The following is a 21,158-nucleotide window of genomic DNA, read 5'->3' as shown; positions in this document are numbered from 1 at the left end:
TGCGCCGTCAGTCGAGCATCGCCAGCCGGGCTCCTTCCTGAACGGCTTTGAGCGCCGGCGGGTTGGTGACCGGGTAACCGGCGATGAAGCGCTCGACGGAGAAGTCCGGGAACTCGGTGCGTAACCGTGATGCGGCGCTTGCCGCTTCTTCGGTCTCTCCGATACGGGCGTGTCCCATGGCCTGAAACATCAGCGTATTGGGCGATTCTTGTGAACTGCGTCCCAGCGCCGAAAGGCTCTCCGCATGACGGCCGATGACGAAGAGGACGCGACCGAGCATGCCGTAGTACCAGGGGGGAGCCAAGGGATTGAGGGACAGCGCCTTCTCGATCAGCGATATCGCTTCGTCCGGATCTCCGGCCACCAGAGCCTTGCTGCCGGCCAAGAGCGCCAGGGTATCGGCATTGTGCTTGCCGTGCTCGAACGCGTGCGCCTGGGCGTCGGCGGCACCTTTGAGGTCGCCGAGGCACGCCTTGAGATCGCCAAGGCAGGTATGGGCGAACGGGTTTGCCGGATCGAGGCGCAAGGCCTCCTCGATAGCCGATCGCCAGTTCCCGATGGTCGTATCAAAGTCGATGCCATAGCCGTTGCAGGCCTGGACGGAGTAGGCATAGGCCAGTTCGGTCCAGGCCCTTACCCGTGCGGGGTCCAATTCGAGCGACCGCGTGAGGAGGTGAATTGCCGCGGCGTTTCCTTCCGCGCTGAACCGGTTGAGCTCTTCGACGCCGAGAAGATAGTAATCGTAGGAATGCAGGTTCGAGGGGGTCTTCTTGCGGCTGGCATTGCGCCTGAGGGCGGCCAGCTTGCCGAAGCAGCCTGCCAGCGCGTTGACAACGCTCTCCGTCAAATCGTCCTGAAGCGCGAGTATGTCTCCGATCGGCCGGTCGTAGCGTTCGCTCCATAGCGTCATACCGGAGCGCGTTTCCGAGAGCTGGATCGTCAGCCGCACCTGCCGGTCGTCGGCGCGCACTTGGCCGGTCACCGCATAGGTCGCGCCGATGGCCTGGACATGGTCGTCGTAGCTCTCCGCACGATTGCCGAGCAGCCTCATGGTGTGAAAGGCGACAACGGGCAGATCCGCGTAGCGCGCGAGATCGACGCAGATATCCGACGAAAGGCCGTCGGCAAACCGGCGCCAGCGCTGCTCTTCGTTCAGGCTATCGATCGGGAACAGGGCGAGGACCGGTGGCCCTTGCTCTGCCGGTGCCGCGGTCGTTAACTCCCTTGGTCCGGCTATCTCTGACGCCAGCGCGATCTTGTTGCGAACGCCAAGCTTGCCATAGATCGTCGCGAGATGGCTGCGCACGGTCGATGGCGCGATGCAGAGCGCTTCGCCGATCTGGCGGTAGGTCAGGCCGGCAGCAAAGCGTTCGGCGACCGCACGCTCGCGATCCGACAGGATCGCAGGCACAAAGCGACGCCTGAGGATGCGGGTCATACCTGCCTCCTTGTCGTTTCACCGGTTCGGTTCTGCTGCGGCTCCAGCAAAATACTACAAATGCTGGAAGCAAAACACTGCACATGTGCGATTGCCGCATAGTCCTATGAGGCTAGAGTTTGCGCTGAACATCACGCGGGAGGACGACCATGAGCAAGCTTCTGTCAGGCATGTCCGACTTCTACCACTCCGTATCCGAGGACGTTGAGCAGACATCCGAGCCCGGCGATGGCCGCATCACCAAGTGGTTTCACCCGAAGCGTCTCTTTGCCATGTGGGACGATCGTCAGCACTACCGCGATCAGCTTGCCCATATGGCGGCCGACTCGCCGGAATTGATCGATGATATCGGCCTGACCGAAAAGCAGGTCGATAGCGAGGTCAAGAAGCATTTCTGGGAGCATTGACGCGAGCTCACGCGAAGCGTGACTGCGCCCGTCGGGTCGTGACACGGCGGATCCCGGAAACCGAGCATTGGGGGCAGGGAAGCCGATCGCCTCTGTGCAGCCGGCTTCCCTTCAGATTGCGTCGCACAACAGGCAACGCGCATTTTCCGCGATGGCCCTAGAGCAATTCACTGTTTCATTGAAACAGCGAATTGCTCCAACTGATTGAAATTGCGCAATTCCGGACGGAAAACCGTTTCACACTTTTCCTGGAATTGCCTTAGTTTCCGGCGCTTTCCATCCTTCGCGTCTTCAGCACGCGCTCCAGCCAGCCGATCTCCATTTCCGGAACCGATTTCAAAAGCAGGTCGGTATAGTCGTCGAAGGGTGGCGACAGCACCTTCGATTTCGGCCCGAAGCGCACGAGGCGGCCGCGATGCATGACCGCGACGCTGTCGGCGATCGCCCGGACGATGGCGATGTCGTGGGTGATAAAGACATAGGAAACAGCGGTTTCCTCCTGAAGCTTCAAAAGCAGATTCAGGATGCCTTCGGCCACCAGCGGGTCGAGCGCCGAGGTCGGCTCGTCGCAGAGGATCAGCTCCGGCTTGGCGGCCAAGGCGCGTGCGATCGCCACGCGCTGTTTCTGCCCGCCGGACAGCTCGGCCGGATACCGATCGAGGAAGCGGCTGCCCATCTCGATCTGGTCCAAGAGTTCCTTGACCCGCTCCGACTTCTTCTGGCCGTGCATGCCGAAATAGAAGGAGAGCGGCCGGCCGACGATGTCGCGCACCGTCTGGCGCGGGTTCATCGCCGTGTCGGCCATCTGGTAGATCATCTGGATGCGGCGAAGCTCGTCATTGCTGCGGCCCTTCAAGGCCCGCGGCAGTTCCTTGCCCTCGAAGCTGATGCGGCCCTCGGTCGGCGGCAAGAGGCCGGTGATGACCCGGGCGAGCGTCGATTTGCCCGAGCCGCTTTCGCCGACGATCGCCAGCGTCTGGCCCTTGGGCAGATGCATCGAGACGTCGTGCAGCACCTTGAAGCCGTTGGCGTAGCCGGCGCTGACATGCTCGATCTTCAACTGCGCCCCGGTCTGGTCGGCCGCCTCGTCGCGCTTGGTCTGGCGGACGCTGACGAGTGCGCGGGTGTAATCCTCCCGCGGTGCCTCGATCACCTGCTTGGTGGTGCCGTATTCCACGGTCTTGCCATGGCGCAGCACCATGATGTCGTCGGAGATCTGGGCGACAACCGCGAGATCATGGGTGATGTAGAGCGCTGCCGTATGCGTCTCTTCGATCGCATGCTTGATCGCGGCAAGCACGTCGATCTGGGTCGTCACGTCGAGCGCAGTGGTCGGCTCGTCGAAGACGATCAACTCCGGATTGGGGCAAAGCGCCATGGCGGTCATGGCGCGCTGGAGCTGGCCGCCGGAGACCTGGTGCGGATAGCGGTCGCCAAAGGTTTCCGGATTGGGGAGGCCCAGCACCCGGAAGAGATAGAGCGCCCGCTTCTTCGCCTCCTCACGGCTCATGATGCCGTGGCGGAGCGACGCCTCGATCACCTGGTCACCAAGCCGGTGGGCCGGGTTGAAAGCCGCCGCCGCGGATTGCGCGACGTAGCAGACGCGGGCGCCGCGGATCGAGCGGATACCGTTCTTGTCGAGCGTCAGGATGTCCTTGCCATCGAGCAGGACCTGGCCGCCGGTGATGCGCACGCCACCGCGACCATAGGCGAGCGCCGAAAGCCCGATGGTCGACTTGCCGGCGCCGGATTCGCCGATGAGGCCGAGCACCTTGCCCTTCTCAACGTCGAAGGAGACGCCCTCGACGAGGGTCACGACCTTGGGCGGTTCGCCCGGCGGATAGCTGGTCGCTTCGATCTTGAGGTTCTTGACGGAAAGCATCTCAGGCATCGCCGCGTCCTCCCTTGAGGCTCGAGGTTCTTTTCATCAGCCAGTCGACCACGAGGTTGACGCAGATCGCCAGCGTGGCGATTGCCGCGCCCGGGATCAGGGCCGCCGAAATGCCGAAGATGATGCCATCCTTGTTGTCCTTGACCATGCCGCCCCAGTCGGCGGACGGCGGCTGGATGCCGAGGCCGAGGAAGGAGAGGGTGGAGAGGAACAGGATCGAGAAGGCGAAGCGCAGGCCGAATTCGGCGAGCAGCGGCGACAGCGTGTTCGGCAGGATCTCACGGAAGATGATCCAGAGCGAGCCTTCGCCGCGCAGCCTTGCGGCCTCGACGAATTCCATGACCGCGACATCGAGTGCCACGGCGCGGCCGATGCGGAAGACGCGGGTGCTGTCGAGCACTGCCATGACCAGGATCAGGATCCACAGATGCTGCGGCAGCACGGCGAGAACGACGAGGGCGAAGATCAGCGTCGGTATCGCCATCATCAGGTCGTTGAAGCGGGAGAAGAACTGGTCGGTGAAGCCGCCGACGACGGCCGCCGTGAAGCTTAAGAACATGCCCAGCGAGAAGGAGAGCACGGTTGCCGCCAGCGCCACGAAGATGGTGGTGCGGGCGCCATAGACCAGACGCGACAGCAGATCGCGGCCGAGATTGTCGGTGCCGAGCAGGAAGTCGCCGCCGGCCGGAAGCCAGATGTCGCCGACGACGTCGCGTTCGCCGAAGGGGGCGATGACGGGCGCGAAGACGGCACAGAAGATCGCAAGGGTGATGCCGGCGATGCCGACCCAGGCGCTGAAGGGAATGGATCTCAGGTTCATCGCGGATGCCTCAGTCTCGGGTTGGCGATGATTGCGAGAATGTCGGCCGCCATGTTGAGGAAGATGTAGAAGGCGGCAAAGATCAGGCCACAGGCCTGGACGACCGGCATGTCGCGCACGGTCACCGCATCCACCATGTATTGCCCCATGCCGGGATAGACGAAGACCACCTCGACCACGACGACGCCGACGACGAGATAGGCGAGGTTGAGGGCGATGACGTTGATGACGGGTGCCACCGCATTGGGAGCCGCATGGCGCGCGATGATGCGGAACATGCTGAGGCCCTTCAGCTCCGCTGTCTCGACATAGGCCGAAGACATCACGTTGAGGATGGCCGCACGGGTCATGCGCATCATATGGGCGAGCACGACGAGAACCAGCGTCGCGACCGGAAGTGCTATCGCCGAGAGACGTTCAGTGAAGCTCATGCTGTCATAGACGGTCGCGGGGAAGGTCGCGATGCCATATTTGACGGCGAAGAACATGATCAGGAGATAGCCGACGAAGAACTCGGGCAGCGAGATGGCTGCGAGCGACACGACGTTGATGATCTTGTCCGGCAGCCTGTTGCGGAACTGAACCGCCAGCATGCCGAGGCCGACGGCGAGCGGCACGGAAACGAGCGCTGCGAAGAAGGCGAGAAACAGCGAATTGCCGAGGCGCTTGCCGATCTGCTCGCCGACCGAATTTTTGCTGGCCCAGGAGGTGCCGAAATCGCCTTTGACGGCACCGCCGAGCCAGGACAGGTAGCGTTCGGTCCAGGGCTTGTCGAGGCCGAGATCCTTGCGGATGTTTTCAACCGCCTGCGGCGTTGCGGACTGGCCGAGATAGGTGGTGGCGAAGTCGCCGGGAAGCGCCTCGATGCCGCCTGATATCATCAGCGACACGGCAAAGAGCAGGCCGACACTCAGGCCCAGGCGCTGCAGGATCAGCGCCGCGAGCGGGCGGCGGAAGGTGAAGCGGCGCCAGAAGGTGCCGCCGATTTCACCATCCGCAGGGTTGGGTTTTGCTGGTACTCCGGAAAGTTCGGCAGGGCGCGGATGGGTTCCATCCGCGCTCCCGTCCGTCGGAACCGGACCAGTGAGCGGTCCGCTTTCCATCATCATGCGTCCAGCCACACCCGGGTTGCGACATAGCCGTTCGACATGTCGTTGCCGATGTCATGCACGTAGCCCTTCACCTGCTTGCCGGCGGCATTCACGAAGTCGTTGAACATCGGCAGGATCAGGCCGCCTTCGTCACGCACCATCATCGCCATGGTCCGGTACATCTCCTTACGCTTCGCTTCGTCCAGCTCGGAGCGGGCCTCGAGCAGGATCTTGTCGAAATCGGCGCGCTGGAAGCGGGTATCGTTCCAGTCGGCGTTCGAGAGATAGGCGGTGGAATACATCTGGTCCTGGGTCGGGCGGCCGCCCCAGTAGGACGTCGAGAAGGGCTGGACGTTCCAGACGTTTGTCCAGTAGCCGTCGCCCGGTTCGCGCTTGACCTCGATTTCGATGCCGGCCTTCTTGGCGCTTTCCTGGTAGAGCACCGCCGCGTCGACCGCGCCTGGGAAGGCGACGTCGGAGGTGCGCAGCAGCACCGAGCCGCTATGGCCGGACTTCTTGTAGTGGAAGGCCGCCTTGTCCGGGTCATAGGCGCGCTGCTCGATGCCCTCAGGGAAGAGGGCATAGGTGTCGTTGATCGGGAAGTCGTTGCCGACCTTGCCATAGCCGCCGAGGATGCGCTCGACCATGGTTTCGCGATCCATCGCGTATTTCAGCGCCAGCCGCAGGTCGTTGTTGTCGAACGGCGCCGTGTTGCAATGCATGATGAACACGTAGTGGCCGCGGCCCGACGTGTTCAGGATCTCGACAGTGGGCGCCCTCTTCAACAGGTTGACCGTCTTCGGATCGACTCGGTTGATGAAGTGCACCTGGCCGGAGGAGAGGGCGGCGATGCGGGCCGTCGCATCGTTCATGGCGATCAGTTCGACGGAATCGACATAGCCACGATCCGTGCGCCAGTCGTCGGCATTCTTTTCGAAGGTGGCGCGAACGCCGGGTTCGAAGCTCGTCACCTTGTAGGGGCCGGTGCCGATCATCGCGTCGGGACTGTCGAGACCGCCGTTCGGCTGGATGATAAGGTGGTAGTCGGACAGCAGCAGCGGCAGGTCGGCATTGCCTTCCGTGAGTGTCAGCACGAGCTTGCCGCCGTCGGCCTTGATTTCCTTGATCGACTTCATCACGCCGAGTGCGCCCGATTCCGACTTGTCATCGGTGTGGCGCTGCAACGTCTTGATGACGTCGTCGAGCGTCAACTCCTTGCCGTCGTGGAACTTCACGCCCTTGCGGATGTTGAAGGTCCAGGTCGATGCGTCGGCCGAGGGCTCCCAGGATTCGGCAAGTGCCGGCACCGGTGCGCCTGTCGTCGGATGGCTTTCGACCAGCATGTCGCCCCAGTTGCGTCCGACGACGAACATGAATTGCGAAAGCGCCTTGGCCGGGTCCTTCGAGTCGGTGGCGGCGGCACCTTCGAGGCCGAGCTTCAGATGGCCGCCGCGCTTCGGCTCCTGCGCCGCCGCGCTGGTCGCAAACAGCGTGCCGGCCGTCGAGGCGAGAATGCCGGCAGCGGCTGCGCGGCCGAGAAACTCGCGCCGGTTCATCTTGCCGAGCATGACCTGTTGTGTGAGGTAATCCTTGTAATCGCTCATTCCCCTGTTCCCTTCTTTGTCGGCATTCGCCGTTCGTTGTGGTTGTTAGAGATTGCTGCGTACAGCCATTGTATCGATGGCATTTCGGATCGGCCCGGGCGGCCGCTTCTTGTTTCGTCGGGTTTCGTTCTCCTTTCGTCGACCGGGCGCATTAGCTTCAGATCGATAAGCGTAGTCGCTGGAACCGATCTTGTAACGCCCTAAATTACAATTTATTTCCATAAGCTTGGCTTATGGACGCGTGGTTTATGGCGCGCGGCTTTGCCCGCGCGTCTCGTCACGTCTCAATGCCGGTCGCCCGGCTCGGTTCCCTGCGCCACCAAGGATGGCGGGGTCTGTCAGCGGCCCTTCCAGACGGGGTCGCGCTTCTCGGCGAAGGCGCGTGCGCCCTCCAGCTGGTCTTCGCTAGAATAGAGAATGTCGACCGTCTCGAACTGCCGTTGGGTGATCTTGTTCATGGTCGTCTGGAAGGCCTCGCCTTCGGCGGCGCGCACCACTTCCTTGATCGCGGCATAGACGAGCGGCGGTCCGCTTTCGAGCAGGCGGGCGAGTTCCCAGGCGCGCTCCATCAGCTTGTTTGCCGGCAGGATCTCGTTGACGAAGCCCCAGCGGTGGGCTTCCGCCACGTCGAGCCAGCGACCGGTCAGGAGCATGTCCATGGCGATGTGATAGGGGATGCGCTTCGGAAGCTTGATCGAGGCGGCGTCCGCAACTGTGCCGGAGCGGATTTCAGGTAGCGCGAAGGTCGCGTGTTCGGCGGCAAGGATCAGATCGGTCGACAGCGCGATTTCGAGACCGCCACCGCAGCAGATGCCGTTGATCGCCGCGATGATCGGCTTGTTGAGGTCGCGCAGCTCCTGCATGCCGCCGAAACCGCCGACGCCATAGTCGCCGTCGACCGCGTCGCCATCGGCGGCCGCCTTCAGGTCCCATCCCGGACAGAAGAATTTTTCACCGGCGCCGGTGATGATCGCGACGCGTAAGCTGTCGTCGTCGCGGAAATCACGGAAGATCTCGCCCATCATCCGGCTGGTCTTCAGGTCGATGGCATTGGCCTTCGGCCGGTCGATCGTGACTTCGAGAATGCCGCCTTCGCGGCGCGTGAGGATCGGTCCGGTCATGGGTCAGTTCCTCCGGCGAATGAGGGCGTCGGCCGCAACGGCACCCTGGCCGTTCGGCAACACCATCAAAGGATTGATATCGAGTTCTTCGAGCTTCGAAGCGTTTGAAACGACATAGGATGCCGCTGCGGCGACAGCCTCGACCAATGCCGCGAAATCGCCTGCAGGGCCGCCGCGATAGCCGTCGATGAGCTTGCGGATCTTCAGTCCGGCGATCGCCTCCTTGATCGCTTCCGGCGTCGTCGGCAGCGTCAGGATGGCGGAATCGTCGAGCAGTTCCACCAGGATGCCGCCGGCGCCGATCGTCAGTACCGGACCTGCCACCGGATCGCGCATGGCGCCGATGATCAGTTCGGCGACGGGTTTTGCCACCATCTTCTCGACCAGATAACCCGAGGCGACGGCGGCCATGGCCTTTGCTGCGGCGTAGACGTCATCGCGGCTTGCAAGGTTGAGCTTCACGGCGCCCGCTTCGGTCTTGTGGGCGACGCCCAGACCCTTGAGCACGACGGGGAAACCGAGGGCCTCGGCAGCGTTTGCGGCCTCTTCGGCGGTCGCCGCCGTTCTGCCTTCAGGCACCTTGAGGCCCGAAGCGGCAAGCTCCACCTTCGCCTCATGTTCGCTGAACGTGATTGCCTCGCCAGCAGTGCTGCCGCTGCCGTCGAGCAGGCGGGGCGGGACCGGTTTCGCCCAGGCGGCGCCGATGTCGGCGGCCGTCTCGATCGCCGCCAGCGCCTCCTCGATACCGAAGAAGGGGACGACACCCGCTTTCATCAGGAAGAGCGCCGTCGCCTCCGGCATGTTCTCGCCAAGGCTTGCGACGATGCCGGCGCGGGCGCCGGTCGCCCGTGCCGCGTCGATCACCGCGTGGCAGGTCGTCTCCCAGTCGGTCGCGTCGCAGCGGTCAAGCCGTGGGAAATCGAGCACGACGAGATTGATCGCATAGCCGCCCTTCATCATGGCGGTAAACGCGGTGGTCTGCTTCTCGCGATTGCCCCAGACGAAGGTGTGGTAGTCGAGCGGATTGGCGATCGTTACCATCTCGCCGAGCGCATCCTTGAGCGGCTTCTTCTGCTCGTCGCGTAAGGGTCGGTAGTTCACCCGGTAGCGCTCGCCGGCGTCCGCCATCAGCGAGGCCTCGCCGCCGGAGCAGCTCATCGAGGAGATGTCGTTGCTGTCGAGCGGGCCGGCCACATGCAGGAGCTTCAGCGTTTCGAGAAGCGCGGGCAGCGTATCGACGCGGCCGATGCCAAGGCGGGCAAGAAGCGCGGAGGAGACGCGGTCGTTGCCGGCAAGTGAAGCGGTGTGCGAGACGGTCGCAAGCTGCGCCGCCTCCGACTTGCCGACCTTGAGCGTCACGACCGGCTTGCCGAGTTCGCGCGCTCGCGTTGCCAGCCGTTCGAGCGCTGCCACGCTGTCGAAGCCTTCGATATGCAGGCCGACGGCAGTGACGCGCGGATCTTCGAGCACCGCGCAGGCGATGTCGGAAAGCCCCGTCTGCGCCTGGTTGCCGGCGGTCATGATATAGGCGAGCGGCAGGCCGCGCGTCTGCATCGAGATGTTGCAGGCGATGTTGGAGGACTGCGTCAGGATCGCAACGCCCTTTTCGACGCGCTGCATGCCGTGCTGGTCCGGCCAGAGCAGGGCGCCGTCGAGCATGTTGATGAAGCCGTAGCAATTCGGCCCGACGATCGGCATGGCGCCGGCAGCCGCGACCAGCGCCTCCTGCATGTCGTTGCCGTCGTGGAGCTCGCTAGCGGCCTCGCGAAAACCCGACGCATAGCAGACGGCACCGCCGGCGCCGCGGCTTGCGAGGTCGCGGATGATACCGATCGTCAGCTGCCGGTTGACACCGACGAAGGAGGCATCGGGCGCTACGGGCAGTTCCGCCACCGAGCGGTAGCACTTGCGGCCGAGGATTTCGGCCTCGCGCGGGTGCACCGGCCAGATTTCGCCGGAAAAGCCCATCTTGTCGCATTGTTCGATGACGCGCCGGGCTTCCTTGCCGCCGAAGACGGCGATGGTGCGTGGGCGGATCAGGCGGTCGAGGGAGCGGGGGGCGGGGGTCATGCCGTCTTGCTCTCCCTCATTCCTGTGCTTGTCACAGGAATCCAGCCGGTTTGCGTCGGCAAGCCGATAGGAACTCTTTCCATCTCGAAGCGCATGCGCTTGTTGCTTTGGTCATGGGCGGCACGGACGTGCCGCTGCTGGATTCCTGTGACAAGCACAGGAATGAGGGAGGGAGAGAGGGTGGTCGTCATCCCGTCACGCTCCCAGCGGCCGGAGCAGGTCGCGGCTGATGATGTGGCGCTGGATTTCAGACGTGCCGTCCCAGATGCGTTCGACGCGGGCGTCGCGCCAGAAGCGGGCGAGCGGCAGGTCGTCCATCAGGCCCATGCCGCCGAAGATCTGGATCGCCTCGTCGGTGACGCGGGCGAGCATCTCGGTGGCGAAAACCTTGGCAGACGCGATCTCGCGGTTTGACGGCAGGCCGTTGTCGAGCCGCCAGGCGGCAGACAGCGTCAAGAGGTCGGCGGCGTCGATCTCTGTGATCATGTCGGCGAGCTTGAAGGAGACGCCCTGGTTGGCACCGATCGGCTTGCCGAACTGCTTGCGGTCGGCGGCGTAGTTCAGCGCGTAGTCGAAGGCGCGGCGCGCCCGGCCGACCGAGGTCGCAGCCACCGTCAGGCGGGTGGCGAACAGCCAGTCGTTGGCGACGTCGAAGCCCTTGTGCACTTCGCCAAGGATCTGGGCGGAGGGCAGGCGGCAATCGTCGAAAGTCAGGATGCAGTTGTTGTAGCCGCGATGAGAGACGGAGTTGTAGCCCTTGCGGATCTCGAAGCCGGGCGTGCAGCGGTCAACGAGGAAACAGGTGATCTTCTTCTTCGGGCCGCGCGGCGTGTCCTCTTCGCCGGTGGCGATGAAGACGATGACGAAATCGGCGATGTCGGCATGGCTGATGAAGTGCTTGGTGCCATTGACGATCCAGTCGTCGCCATCCTTGCGGGCAAAACACTTCATGCCGCGCACGTCGGAGCCGGCGTCCGGCTCGGTCATGGCCAGCGCGTCGAACTTGTCGCCCTTGACCGCCGGCAGCAGGTATTTTTCGCGCTGCTCGGCATTGCAGGCCATCAGGATACCCGAGGGGCGGCCGAAGAAGACGGTGAGGCCCATGGAGCCGCGGCCAAGCTCGCGCTCGACCAGCGTGAAGGAGGTGTGGTCGAGGCCGGCGCCGCCGACCTCTTCGGGAAAATTGCAGCCGAAGAAACCGATTTCCTTGCACTTGCGGGCGATCTCCTGCCCGAGTTCGCGCGGCACCACCCCCGTGCGCTCGACCTCGTCCTCATGCGGATAGATTTCCGTTTCGACGAAGCTCCTGACCGTATCGACGATCATCTGCTGTTCTTCGGTCAGTGCGAAATTCATTGTTCTCTACCCCTCGTTTTCGCGCCGCTGACGTCCATTCCGCAAACGAGAGATGCCTCCTCAAGCCTCCCTCTTTTGCGGTTCGCCGCCCCGCCGCCGGTGCGGCGAAGCTGCCTTGTCGTGACCTGCCGCTGTTGCGGTCAGGCGCGCTTCTGGCCGACGAAGCGTCCCACACCTTCCGGTGCCGGCAGCTGCGCATGCGCTTCGGCAATGGCTGCAAGCTTGCTCAATACGTGTTCCGGTGCCGGCACGGACTTGCCGGCCTTGCTGTCGACATGGAGCGCCATCTGCTCGGCGGTCGCCACTGCCTCGTTGGTCGCAGCGTTGTAGATCGTCGAGAAGATGTGCAGGCGCTTCTCGTCGGACGACAGCACCTGGCAGGTCGAGTAGAGCGCGTCGCCGAGCCTGGCTTCGCCGAGGTTCCGGATGTGGGTCTCGACGGTGTAGTAGCTGTGGCCGTCGCGCACATAGTCGAGATCGACGCCGATCAGACGCAGCAGGCCATCGGTCGTATCGCCGAAGACCTGGAGATAGCGATGCTCGGTCATGTGGCCGTTGTAGTCGACCCAGGCAGCACTGACCTTGGTGTCGACGATGCGCAGCGGCTTGACGTCGCCGAGGTTTGCTTCCGGCTTCTTGGCATTGGCCCAGAGCTTGGCCTCGAAATCGGCGAGCAGCTTGCCGGCACCCCAGCCTTCGCCACCATTGCCCGATTTCAGCGCATGCATGATGCCGACGAGGTTTTCGTCGCGGATGCGCTCGAGTTCGCGGATCGAGCGGCCGGCGGCCTGCGCGTCCGACTGGGCGCCGATCTTTTCGACCAGCGCGTCGTCGAGATCGACGACGTCGGTGAACTTCGTCCAGGGCCATTTCAGGCAGGGGCCGAACTGGGCGAGGAAGTGGCGCATGCCGGCTTCGCCGCCGGCAATGCGATAGGTCTCGAACAGGCCCATCTGCGCCCAGCGCATGCCGAAGGAATAACGCATGACGTTGTCGAGCGTTTCGGTATCGCAGATGTCGTCCTGGATCAGCCAGAGCGCCTCGCGCCACAGCGCTTCGAGCAGGCGGTCGCCGACGAAGGCTTCGATCTCCTTGGCGATGACGACGCCCTTCATGCCGATCTGCTCGACGCCCAGCATGGCGCGCTCGATCGTCGCCTTCGTCGTCTTCTTGCCGCCGACGAGTTCGACGAGCGGCAGCAGGTAGACCGGGTTATATGGGTGCGCCACGAACATGCGCTCGGGATGGTGCATCTCGGCTTGTAGATCGGAGGGCAAAAGACCCGAGGTGGACGAGCCGATCAGCGCATCGGCCTTTGCGGCCGCATCGATCTTGGTGATGACGCCGCGCTTCAGTTCGAGCCGCTCCGGCACGCTTTCCTGAATCCAGTCAGCACCTTCGACCGCTTCCTCGATGCTCTTGCAGAAGGTGAGTTTTCCCTTCGGCGGCAGCGGGGCCATGGTCAGCATCGCATAGGCACGCTCGGCATTGGCCATGACTTCGCCGATGATGCGTTCGGCTTCCGGATGCGGGTCGAAGATCTTCACGTCGATTCCGGCGAGCGCGAAACGCGCAACCCAGGCGCCGCCGATAACGCCGCCGCCGACACAGGCTGCTTTGGTGATAAAGCTCATGGTGTTCTGCCCTTGCTCAGCGCTTCGTCAGCTTCAGTTTCTCGCGGACCTCTTTCGGTCCGATGATCTTGGCGCCCATGCCTTCGATGACGCCGACGGCTTTCTCGACGAGCTGGCCGTTGGTGGCGAGCTGGCCCTTGCCGATATAGAGGTTGTCTTCGAGGCCGACGCGGACGTTGCCGCCGGCAAGGATCGCCGCTGCCGGATAGGCGAGCGCATTGCGGCCGATGGAGAAGGCCGAGAAGGTCCAGTTATCAGGCACGTTGTTGACCATCGCCATGAAGGTGTTGAGGTCATCCGGCGCGCCCCACGGAATGCCCATGCAGAGCTGGATCAGTACCGGATCCTCGATCAGGCCTTCCTCGGCGAGCTGCTTGGCGAACCAGAGGTGGCCGGTGTCGAAGGCTTCGATCTCGGGGCGCACGCCGAGTGCCGTCATCTGGCGGGCCATTTCCCGCAGCATCGATGGCGTGTTGGTCATGACATAATCGCCGAGCGAGAAGTTCATGGTGCCGCAGTCGAGCGTGCAGATTTCCGGCAGGCACTCGGCCACATGGGCGACACGCTCGGTGGCGCCGGCCATGTCGGTGCCCTTCTCGTTGACGGGCAAGGGGCTTTCGACATTGCCGAACACCAGGTCGCCGCCCATGCCGGCCGTCAGGTTCAACACGATATCGATATCGGCGGAGCGGATGCGGTCGGTCACTTCCCGGTAGAGATCGAGCCTGCGGGAGGGCGCGCCGGTTTCCGGATCGCGAACGTGGCAGTGGATCACGGCGGCCCCGGCCTTGGCTGCCTCGACCGCCGCTTCGGCGATCTGTTTCGGCGTGATCGGAACATGGCTGGACTTCGAAACGGTGTCTCCCGAGCCGGTGACGGCACAGGTGATGAATACCTCGCGGTTCATGCTGAGCGGCATTGCTGTCTCCCTTTTATTGAGACCATTACGAGCCAAGAAGGGCGCCGCTGCTTTTCATTATCGGCTGCATCCTATACATTATCGGCGACAGAGCGGAGAAGTTTGGGCATGGATCAGAACGTTTCGCAGGTGCAGCACGTCGATATCCTGGTGCTGCCGGAGACCAATTTGATCCTCGTTGCCTCCGTCATCGAGCCGATGCGCGCGGCCAACCGCATCGCCGGGCGGCCGCTCTACGACTGGACGATCTACAGCCCGGACGGCGCGCCGATCGAGACAAAGAGCGGCATACCCATCCCCGTCTCGGGCATCTTCCGGCCGCAGCGCGAAACGTCGCCGCTCTTCATCCTCTCGAGCTACAACTGGCAGCGTAGCGCCACCTCGCAACTGAAGATGCTGCTTTCGCAGACTGCCCGGCATCGCGAGCTGATGGCCGGCATTGAATCCGGCTCATGGCTGCTCGCTGAAACCAGCCTGCTTGACAATTTCAGCGCCACCACCCACTGGGAGGATTTCGAGGATTTCACCACCAGCTATCCGCAGGTGACCATGGTGCGCGAGCGCTTCGTCATCGACGGCAAGCGCATCACGACCGGCGGCTCGCTGCCGACGCTCGATCTGATGCTGGAACTGATCCGCCGTGCGCACGGCTACTCGCTGGCGCTCGAAGTGTCGCGCCTCTTCATCTACGAGCAGGAGCGCACCCGCGGCGACCTCCTGCAGATGCCGGCGATCGGCAACATGCGCATCCTCGATCCGCGCGTCGGCGCCGCCGTCAAGCTGATGGAGGAAACCGTGGAAGCGCCGTTGACGCTGGCGCGGCTTGCCCGCCGCATCGGTGTCAGCACGCGCCACCTGCAGGATCTCTTTCGCGACACGATGGGCGTCGCGCCGCACGAGCATTACCTTGCGCTTCGCCTCAATGCGGCGCGGCGCAAGGTGATCGAGACACGTCTGGAATTTGCCGACATCGCGGCGATCTCCGGCTTCAACTCGTCGTCGTCCTTCTCGCGAAGCTACCGGGCGCATTATCGCGAGAGCCCGAGCGAGACCCGGCGACGACTGAAGCTCAAGACTTGAACACCCACTTCATGTGTTGATTTAGAAGGAAGTTTTCCGAGTCGTTTCAGGCGGTTGGCCGCAGGGGATCAAAGTTTGATTCCGCCGGCGGCACCGTTGCCATCAGGCCTGTGGGCTCGCCCGCATCATCGAAATCATCAACTCGCCGATCTCGCCGGCGAAAGCGCCGCGCGGCCAGACAAGTGTGAGGGATTGCCGATAAGCAGGGCCAAGCCGGATCATCGCCGGAGGCCGGTGCATCCTTGCGAGCGAGGATTCCGGCAGCACCGAGAGGTAGCCGTGTTGAGCGACGAGGTTGATGATAACAGGAATGGAATCGACTTCGACGAGGGCGATGCGGCGACGCTCGGTCTCATCAAGCGTGTCGTCGAGGAAGCGGGCGGTCTCGCGGCGCAATCCGCTCCTGACGCTTGGCACTGCGATCGGGCAGGCGGCGAGCAACCTTGGCAGGTCGCCTGCGAATGCGGAAAGGACGGAGGCGGGGCCTGCCAGCGCCAGCGGCATCTGCGACACCAGCCGGCCGTCGCAATCCAAGGGGATCTCGGCGACATCGAGAAGGGCGGCGTCGAACCGCCTGCTTCTGAGGCCAGCCAAAAGTTCATCCGCCGTGGTGCTGGATATGTATAGCGGCTGGCGCGGGCGGGTGCGTTGCCAGTTCGCCGTCAGCGCCGCCAGCATGCGGGCGATCTCGCTTTCGGGACCGAGCGGCATGACGGCGCCTAGGCGCCAGGTCGCGGCGTCGCGGCGGAAGCGATCGGCCGATGCGTGTGTCAACCGCGCCCAGATGTCGAGCAGGGCCTCGACCAATGGAATGATCCGCTCAGCGGTTGCCGTGCCGAGGACACCGCCATGAGAGCGCTCGAACAGGCGGCTGCCGAGATGGCGTTCAAGGTCGGCCATCTGCCGTGTCAGCTGCGGCTGACCGAGGCCGAGCGCCTTGGCGGTGGCGCGGATGCTGCCGGAGCGGGCGATCCGGACGAAGCGATCGAGCGCGACGAGGCCGATCGGCGGCGTGGGATCGATCGCCTCCTTACCTGCCGCCTCCATGATGGCAGCAATCTTGGTCGTTGCCTCCCTGATTTCAGTCGCGCGGGCACGCGCTTCGAGCGTCAGGACGAGTGCGGTTTCTTCTCGCCGGAACAGCGACATGGAGATCGCCTGTTCAAAGCGCTTGATGGCGGCGCTGACGCTTGAAGGCGCGCGTCCGCTGAGCTTGGCGGCGCGGCGGATGCCGCCTTCGCGGAGCACCGCATCGACGATCACGATCGTTGCCAAGTCCATTCGGCGATCCTTCTGCCAGACGAGCGGTACCATGCGCCGATGGCATGTCCATGATTACGCATTGCCCGTTCCAGATTTGGGATATAGCACGAGCGGGCGATAAGCGCATAGCATGCATAAAGCAACCAAGGCCTTGCGAGCGGCGGTTGCGAGACATCAGAGCATCCGCGCACCGTTTCGAAACCGAAGCGAGTCCGGCGCGGAAAGGTATCCATCGGCATGCTGCACCAGGTCAAAACCATCGTTCTCTGCGGGAAACCGCTGGACTTCGCGACGCTCGAGGACATCGGGACGGGAAGGGTTCGGCCGGTGGCCGATGACGGCGGCATGGAACGGGTGGCCGCCGCCCACAAGGTGGTTGCCGAGCGTGTCGCGATGGGGCTTCCCGTCTATGGTTCCAACACCGGCGTCGGCTCGATGAAGGACCGTCTCTGGACGGCCGACGATCTGGCTGAATTCAACAATTCGCTGGTCAGAGCCCATCACTTCGGCACCGGCGAGTTCTTCGCGCCGGCGATCGTGCGCATGGCGATCGCCATCCGCGTCAACACCGCCATGCGCGGCCACACCGGCTGCAGCCCGGATCTGATCCGGGCGTTTCTGTCCCTTCTTGCGTCCGACATCATTCCGGCCGTGCGCCGGCACGGCTCGATGGGCTGCGCCGATATCGGGCTGATGGGGCAGATCGCCTCGGTGCTGACAGGCGTCGGCGAGGCCTACTATCAAGGGCGCCTCGTTTCGGCCGAGACGGCGCTTGCCGAAGCGGGCCTGAAGCCATTCGTCATGCAGCCGCGCGACGCGCTGGCGGCGCTCAGCGTCAATGCCATTTCCTTCGCCGCGGCGGCCAACGTGCTGCGCGAGGCGGCGGCCGCGATCCGCGTGCTGCTCGTCACCGGCGTTATGTCATCCTTAGCGCTTGGCGCGTCGGCCGATCCGTGGCGGGTGGCGGCAACGCTCTCGACCCGCGGCGAGGCGCTGGTCGGCTCCTGGCTCTACGGTCAATCCGGTGTTGCAGACTGGCCGGTGCCGACGGCCATCCACGATCCGCTCAGCCTGCGCATGACCGCCCAGGTCTTCGGGGCCGTAGTCGACACGCTGATGGTTGCCGCTGGGCGGCTGGTGGAGGCGACCTATCTCTCCGACGACAACCCGGTGGTGCTTGGCGGGCAGGTCCATTCTTCCGGCGCGTCGCTGCCGCTGACCACAACGCTCTATATCGAGGCGGCACAGATCGCCTTTTCCCATGCGGCGCGCAACGTGCTGAACCGCTGCATTCTTCTATCGAACGGCGGACGTCGCAATCTCTCGGTCAATCTCGTGGCGCCGGGAGAGGTGGCGACCGGGCTCGGCCCGCTGATGAAGCTCGCCGTCGAACTTTACATGCGGGTGCAGTCGCTGGCCGTGCCGCTCTCGGCGCAATCGATCGTCGTTGCCGGCGGTCTCGAAGAAGAAGCGACCTTCCTGCCGCTGATCGTCGAGCGCATGGAAACGCAGGTGCGGGACCTGCGCCAGCTTGCCGCCATCGAGGCGATGCTGTCGTCGCAGGCGATCGATCTCGTCGGTGACCAGCCGCAGGGCGTCGTCAAGCGCGCCTACGACCAGACCCGTTCCGTCAGCCCTATGTATCTCAAGGACCGGCCGCTCTCGAAGGAGATCGAGGCGCTGCAGGATGCCTTCACCTGCCACGATCTGCTGCGCTCCTTCGTCGCCACCGCACCGATGCCGGAGTTCGACGACTTCTTCGCGCTCGGCAAGTGACCCACACCTGACCCATCGGGAGTACAGCATGTCCGATTTCGATCTCGTTCTGAAAGGCACCGTTGTTCTCCCTCACCGGATCGTCGAGGGCGGGCACGTGGCGGTTCGCGACGGCAAGGTGGTGCATGTCGGCCAGGGAGCGGGACCGGCGGCACGCGAGCGGCATGATCTCGGGAATGCGCTGATCCTGCCCGGCGCCGTGGATTCGCAGGTGCATTCGCTGTCGCAGAAGAACCAGGAGGATTTCATCTGGTCGACGCGTTCGGCGGCTGCCGGCGGCGTCACCACCATCGTCGACATGCCCTATGACGAGGGCAATCTCGTCTGCTCGGCTGAAGCCCTTCGCCGCAAGATCGACCATGCCGGTCCGCAGGCGCGTGTCGACTTCGCGCTTTATGGCACCGTCGACCCAGAGGAGGGGCCGGCACGCATCGGCGAAATGGTGGAGGCGGGTGTCGCCGCCTTCAAGTTCTCGACCTTCGGCACCGATCCCAAGCGCTTTCCGCGCATTCCGGCGGCGCTCCTTGAAGATTGCTTCCGCGCGATCGCGCCAACCGGGCTTGCCGCCGGCGTCCACAACGAGGACGACGAGGCGGTGCGCGCCGCGATCGATAAGGTCAAGGCGGCGGGCATCACCGACTACCGCGCCCACGGGCTGTCGCGCCCGCCGCTGACGGAACTGCTTGCCACCAACCAGATTTATGAGACCGGCGCTGCCACGGGCTGCCCCGCGCATGTGGTGCACTGCTCGCTCGGCCGTGGCTACGAGATTGCCGCCGCCTACCGCGCGCAAGGACATGCGGCGACGATCGAGTGCTGCATCCACTATCTGACGCTCGACGAGGAAAACGACGTCCGGCGCCTCGGCGGCAAGGCCAAGATCAATCCGCCGATCCGCCCGCGCGCCGAGGTGGAAAAGCTCTGGCGGCATGTGGCCGACGGTACGGTGACGATGGTCTCGACCGATCATGTGAGCTGGTCGGAGGATCGCAAGACCAATCCGGACATGCTGGCCAATGCCTCCGGCGTGCCGGGGCTCGAAGCCATGGTGCCGCTCTTCGTCAAGGGCGCGCTGGAGCGCGGAATTCCGCTGACTCGGGCAGCCGAACTGATGACGCTGAACCCGGCGCGGCATTTCCGCCTCGACCATCAGAAGGGCGCACTCGAAGCCGGCAAGGATGCCGATATCATCGTCATGACGCCCGAGCCCTATGTCTATGATGCGGCGGCAAGCGGTCACAACGTCGTCGGCTGGTCGCCCTATAACGGCATCAGGTTGCCCTGGCGGGTAAGTGCCACGTATCTGCGCGGCAGGCTCGCCTTCGACGGTCGGCAGGTTCTGGCCGAACCCGGTGTCGGGCAGTTCGTGCGCCCGTTGCCGACGCTTGCGCTGCAGGAGGCGTAATGATCAAGACGGCCCATAACAAAGTCCCAGCCAACCTGCCGGTCAATGCCAGCCGCATCGCCGGCATCGTCAACGGTTTGGCCGGCATCACCGAGCTCGACCGGCCCTACACACGCCGCGCTTTCACGCCGCTGTTCCTCGAGGGCCGCGCCTTCCTCGACCGGCGCTTCCGCGCAGCCGGTCTCGAAACCCGGATCGACGCCGCCGGAAATCTGATCGGCCGGCGCAAGGGGCGCAAATCGGTGCTCGGCACGATCATGCTCGGCTCCCATTCCGACACGGTGCCGGATGGCGGACGTTTCGACGGTATCGCCGGCGTTGCGGCGGCGCTGGAAGTGGCGCGGGCGCTGACGGACAACGGCATCGAACTCGACCATGATCTGGAGATCGTCGATTTCCTGGCGGAGGAAGTGTCGATCTTCGGCGTCTCCTGTGTCGGCAGCCGTGGCATGGCGGGCGTTCTTCCGGATGGCTGGTTGAGCCGTACCCAGGGCGAACTCAGTTTGCGGCAGGGCATCGTCGAGGTCGGCGGCGACCCGTCGCGGCTTTCGGGTTCGAAGCGCTCCGACATCAAGGCTTTCCTTGAACTGCATATCGAGCAGGGGCCGGTGCTGGAAACCGGGCGGCTCGATGTTGGGGTCGTTACCGCCATCTCCGGCATCACCCGCATCGAGATCGTCGTCGAGGGGCAGGCGGATCACGCCGGCACGACGCCGATGGGGCATCGGCGCGATGCGCTGGTTGCCGCCTCGCGGCTCGTGCTGGAGATCGAGCGGCTGGCAACGGAGTTTTCGAAGGGCGAGGGCCATTTCACCGCAACGGTCGGCGAGTTCTCGATCGAGCCGAACGCCGCCAATGTGGTGCCCTCCAGGGTGCGGCTGCTGATCGATGCGCGCGCCGAGCTGCGGCCGCAAATGGAGCGGTTCCTGACCGAACTCGGCCCTCTTTGCCAGAGCGTTGCCGAAGCGTCGGGCGTGACGATCGCGCCTGCCAATGTGATTTCCGATAACCATCCGACGCCGGGCGACGCGCTGCTGCTTTCGACGCTCGAAGAAAGCTGCGATGCGATCGGCGCGAAGCATCGACGCATGGCGTCCGGGGCCGGGCATGACACCGCCTGGATGGGCCGGATCACCCGCTCGGCGATGATCTTCATACCGTGCCTCGGTGGGCGCTCGCATGCGCCGGAGGAATGGGCTGAGAACGACGACATCGCGCTTGGCGCCGCCGTGCTCTTCGATGCGGTGAAGAGGCTCGACAAGAGATTGCAGGAGAAGGTGTGA

17 protein-coding genes are annotated in these 21,158 nt (G+C 64.1%); 5 read left to right on the top strand and 12 right to left on the bottom strand.

Annotation, left to right across the window (positions count from 1 at the left end; translation table 11 throughout):
• Positions 1-7 precede the first annotated feature (7 nt).
• The gene (locus ACN9MO_RS11735; RefSeq protein ID WP_113133007.1) at positions 8-1,438 is read right to left on the bottom strand and encodes a LuxR C-terminal-related transcriptional regulator; all 1,431 of its coding nucleotides are present in this window, start codon (positions 1,436-1,438) and stop codon (positions 8-10) included.
• Positions 1,439-1,587: 149 nt separating this feature from the next.
• Here ACN9MO_RS11735 and ACN9MO_RS11730 point away from each other — a divergent pair, with 149 nt between their 5' ends.
• Entirely contained in the window at positions 1,588-1,845 is a 258-nt protein-coding gene (locus tag ACN9MO_RS11730; protein WP_058321814.1) for a DUF1127 domain-containing protein, read from the top strand.
• A gap of 259 nt (positions 1,846-2,104) precedes the next feature.
• Here ACN9MO_RS11730 and ACN9MO_RS11725 read toward each other — a convergent pair whose 3' ends face one another.
• The 10 genes from ACN9MO_RS11725 to ACN9MO_RS11680 all read right to left on the bottom strand — a co-directional run bounded on the left by ACN9MO_RS11725 (position 2,105) and on the right by ACN9MO_RS11680 (position 14,351).
• Positions 2,105-3,736, bottom strand: coding sequence for an ABC transporter ATP-binding protein (locus ACN9MO_RS11725; protein WP_113133006.1), 1,632 nt, complete (start codon positions 3,734-3,736; stop codon positions 2,105-2,107).
• Positions 3,729-4,556 carry an ABC transporter permease gene (locus tag ACN9MO_RS11720; protein ID WP_058326794.1) on the bottom strand — a complete coding sequence of 276 codons (828 nt, stop codon included), beginning with the start codon at positions 4,554-4,556 and terminating at the stop codon, positions 3,729-3,731. Before ACN9MO_RS11720 ends, ACN9MO_RS11725 begins: the two co-directional genes overlap by 8 nt.
• A complete protein-coding gene (locus ACN9MO_RS11715; protein ID WP_058321866.1) occupies positions 4,553-5,662 on the bottom strand; it encodes an ABC transporter permease in 1,110 nt (369 codons plus the stop codon). The genes ACN9MO_RS11720 and ACN9MO_RS11715 overlap by 4 nt, the downstream gene beginning before the upstream one ends.
• Positions 5,662-7,251: an ABC transporter substrate-binding protein gene (locus ACN9MO_RS11710; protein ID WP_058326793.1), complete on the bottom strand. Its 1,590-nt coding sequence runs from the start codon at positions 7,249-7,251 to the stop codon at positions 5,662-5,664. Before ACN9MO_RS11710 ends, ACN9MO_RS11715 begins: the two co-directional genes overlap by 1 nt.
• A 338-nt stretch (positions 7,252-7,589) precedes the next feature.
• Positions 7,590-8,372 (bottom strand): carnitinyl-CoA dehydratase, encoded by a 783-nt coding sequence (locus tag ACN9MO_RS11705; protein ID WP_113133005.1) that lies wholly within the window; start codon positions 8,370-8,372, stop codon positions 7,590-7,592.
• A 3-nt stretch (positions 8,373-8,375) separates the two neighbouring features.
• Complete coding sequence (locus ACN9MO_RS11700; RefSeq protein WP_113133004.1) at positions 8,376-10,442, bottom strand: acetate--CoA ligase family protein; 2,067 nt, start codon at positions 10,440-10,442, stop codon at positions 8,376-8,378.
• A complete protein-coding gene (locus ACN9MO_RS11695; protein ID WP_093234412.1) occupies positions 10,439-10,633 on the bottom strand; it encodes a hypothetical protein in 195 nt (64 codons plus the stop codon). Before ACN9MO_RS11695 ends, ACN9MO_RS11700 begins: the two co-directional genes overlap by 4 nt.
• A gap of 4 nt (positions 10,634-10,637) precedes the next feature.
• Complete coding sequence (locus ACN9MO_RS11690) at positions 10,638-11,798, bottom strand: acyl-CoA dehydrogenase family protein (RefSeq protein WP_112996849.1); 1,161 nt, start codon at positions 11,796-11,798, stop codon at positions 10,638-10,640.
• Positions 11,799-11,938: 140 nt separating this feature from the next.
• The gene (locus tag ACN9MO_RS11685; protein ID WP_112996848.1) at positions 11,939-13,432 is read right to left on the bottom strand and encodes a carnitine 3-dehydrogenase; all 1,494 of its coding nucleotides are present in this window, start codon (positions 13,430-13,432) and stop codon (positions 11,939-11,941) included.
• Positions 13,433-13,448: 16 nt separating this feature from the next.
• Entirely contained in the window at positions 13,449-14,351 is a 903-nt protein-coding gene (locus tag ACN9MO_RS11680; RefSeq protein ID WP_110878435.1) for a 3-keto-5-aminohexanoate cleavage protein, read from the bottom strand.
• Positions 14,352-14,459: 108 nt separating this feature from the next.
• Between ACN9MO_RS11680 and ACN9MO_RS11675 the strand changes: the two genes are divergently transcribed.
• A complete protein-coding gene (locus tag ACN9MO_RS11675) occupies positions 14,460-15,431 on the top strand; it encodes a GlxA family transcriptional regulator (RefSeq protein ID WP_112996847.1) in 972 nt (323 codons plus the stop codon).
• Between the two features lie 102 nt (positions 15,432-15,533).
• Here the strand turns inward: ACN9MO_RS11675 and ACN9MO_RS11670 are convergent, their stop codons facing one another.
• The gene (locus ACN9MO_RS11670) at positions 15,534-16,712 is read right to left on the bottom strand and encodes a LysR family transcriptional regulator (protein WP_162733645.1); all 1,179 of its coding nucleotides are present in this window, start codon (positions 16,710-16,712) and stop codon (positions 15,534-15,536) included.
• Positions 16,713-16,931: 219 nt separating this feature from the next.
• Here ACN9MO_RS11670 and ACN9MO_RS11665 point away from each other — a divergent pair, with 219 nt between their 5' ends.
• The 3 genes from ACN9MO_RS11665 to ACN9MO_RS11655 are packed head-to-tail and all read left to right on the top strand — an operon-like array spanning position 16,932 to position 21,158.
• Entirely contained in the window at positions 16,932-18,470 is a 1,539-nt protein-coding gene (locus ACN9MO_RS11665) for an aromatic amino acid lyase (RefSeq protein WP_058321826.1), read from the top strand.
• 28 nt (positions 18,471-18,498) lie between these two features.
• Positions 18,499-19,875 carry a dihydroorotase gene (locus tag ACN9MO_RS11660; RefSeq protein ID WP_112996845.1) on the top strand — a complete coding sequence of 459 codons (1,377 nt, stop codon included), beginning with the start codon at positions 18,499-18,501 and terminating at the stop codon, positions 19,873-19,875.
• Positions 19,875-21,158, top strand: coding sequence for a Zn-dependent hydrolase (locus tag ACN9MO_RS11655; protein ID WP_112996844.1), 1,284 nt, complete (start codon positions 19,875-19,877; stop codon positions 21,156-21,158). The genes ACN9MO_RS11660 and ACN9MO_RS11655 overlap by 1 nt, the downstream gene beginning before the upstream one ends.

Source organism: Ensifer sp. R-19, assembly GCF_049905105.1.
Taxonomy (GTDB): Bacteria; Pseudomonadota; Alphaproteobacteria; order Rhizobiales; family Rhizobiaceae; genus Ensifer.
The sequence above is the reverse complement of the archived record's forward strand: the minus strand, read 5'-3'. Positions and strand labels throughout refer to the sequence as shown.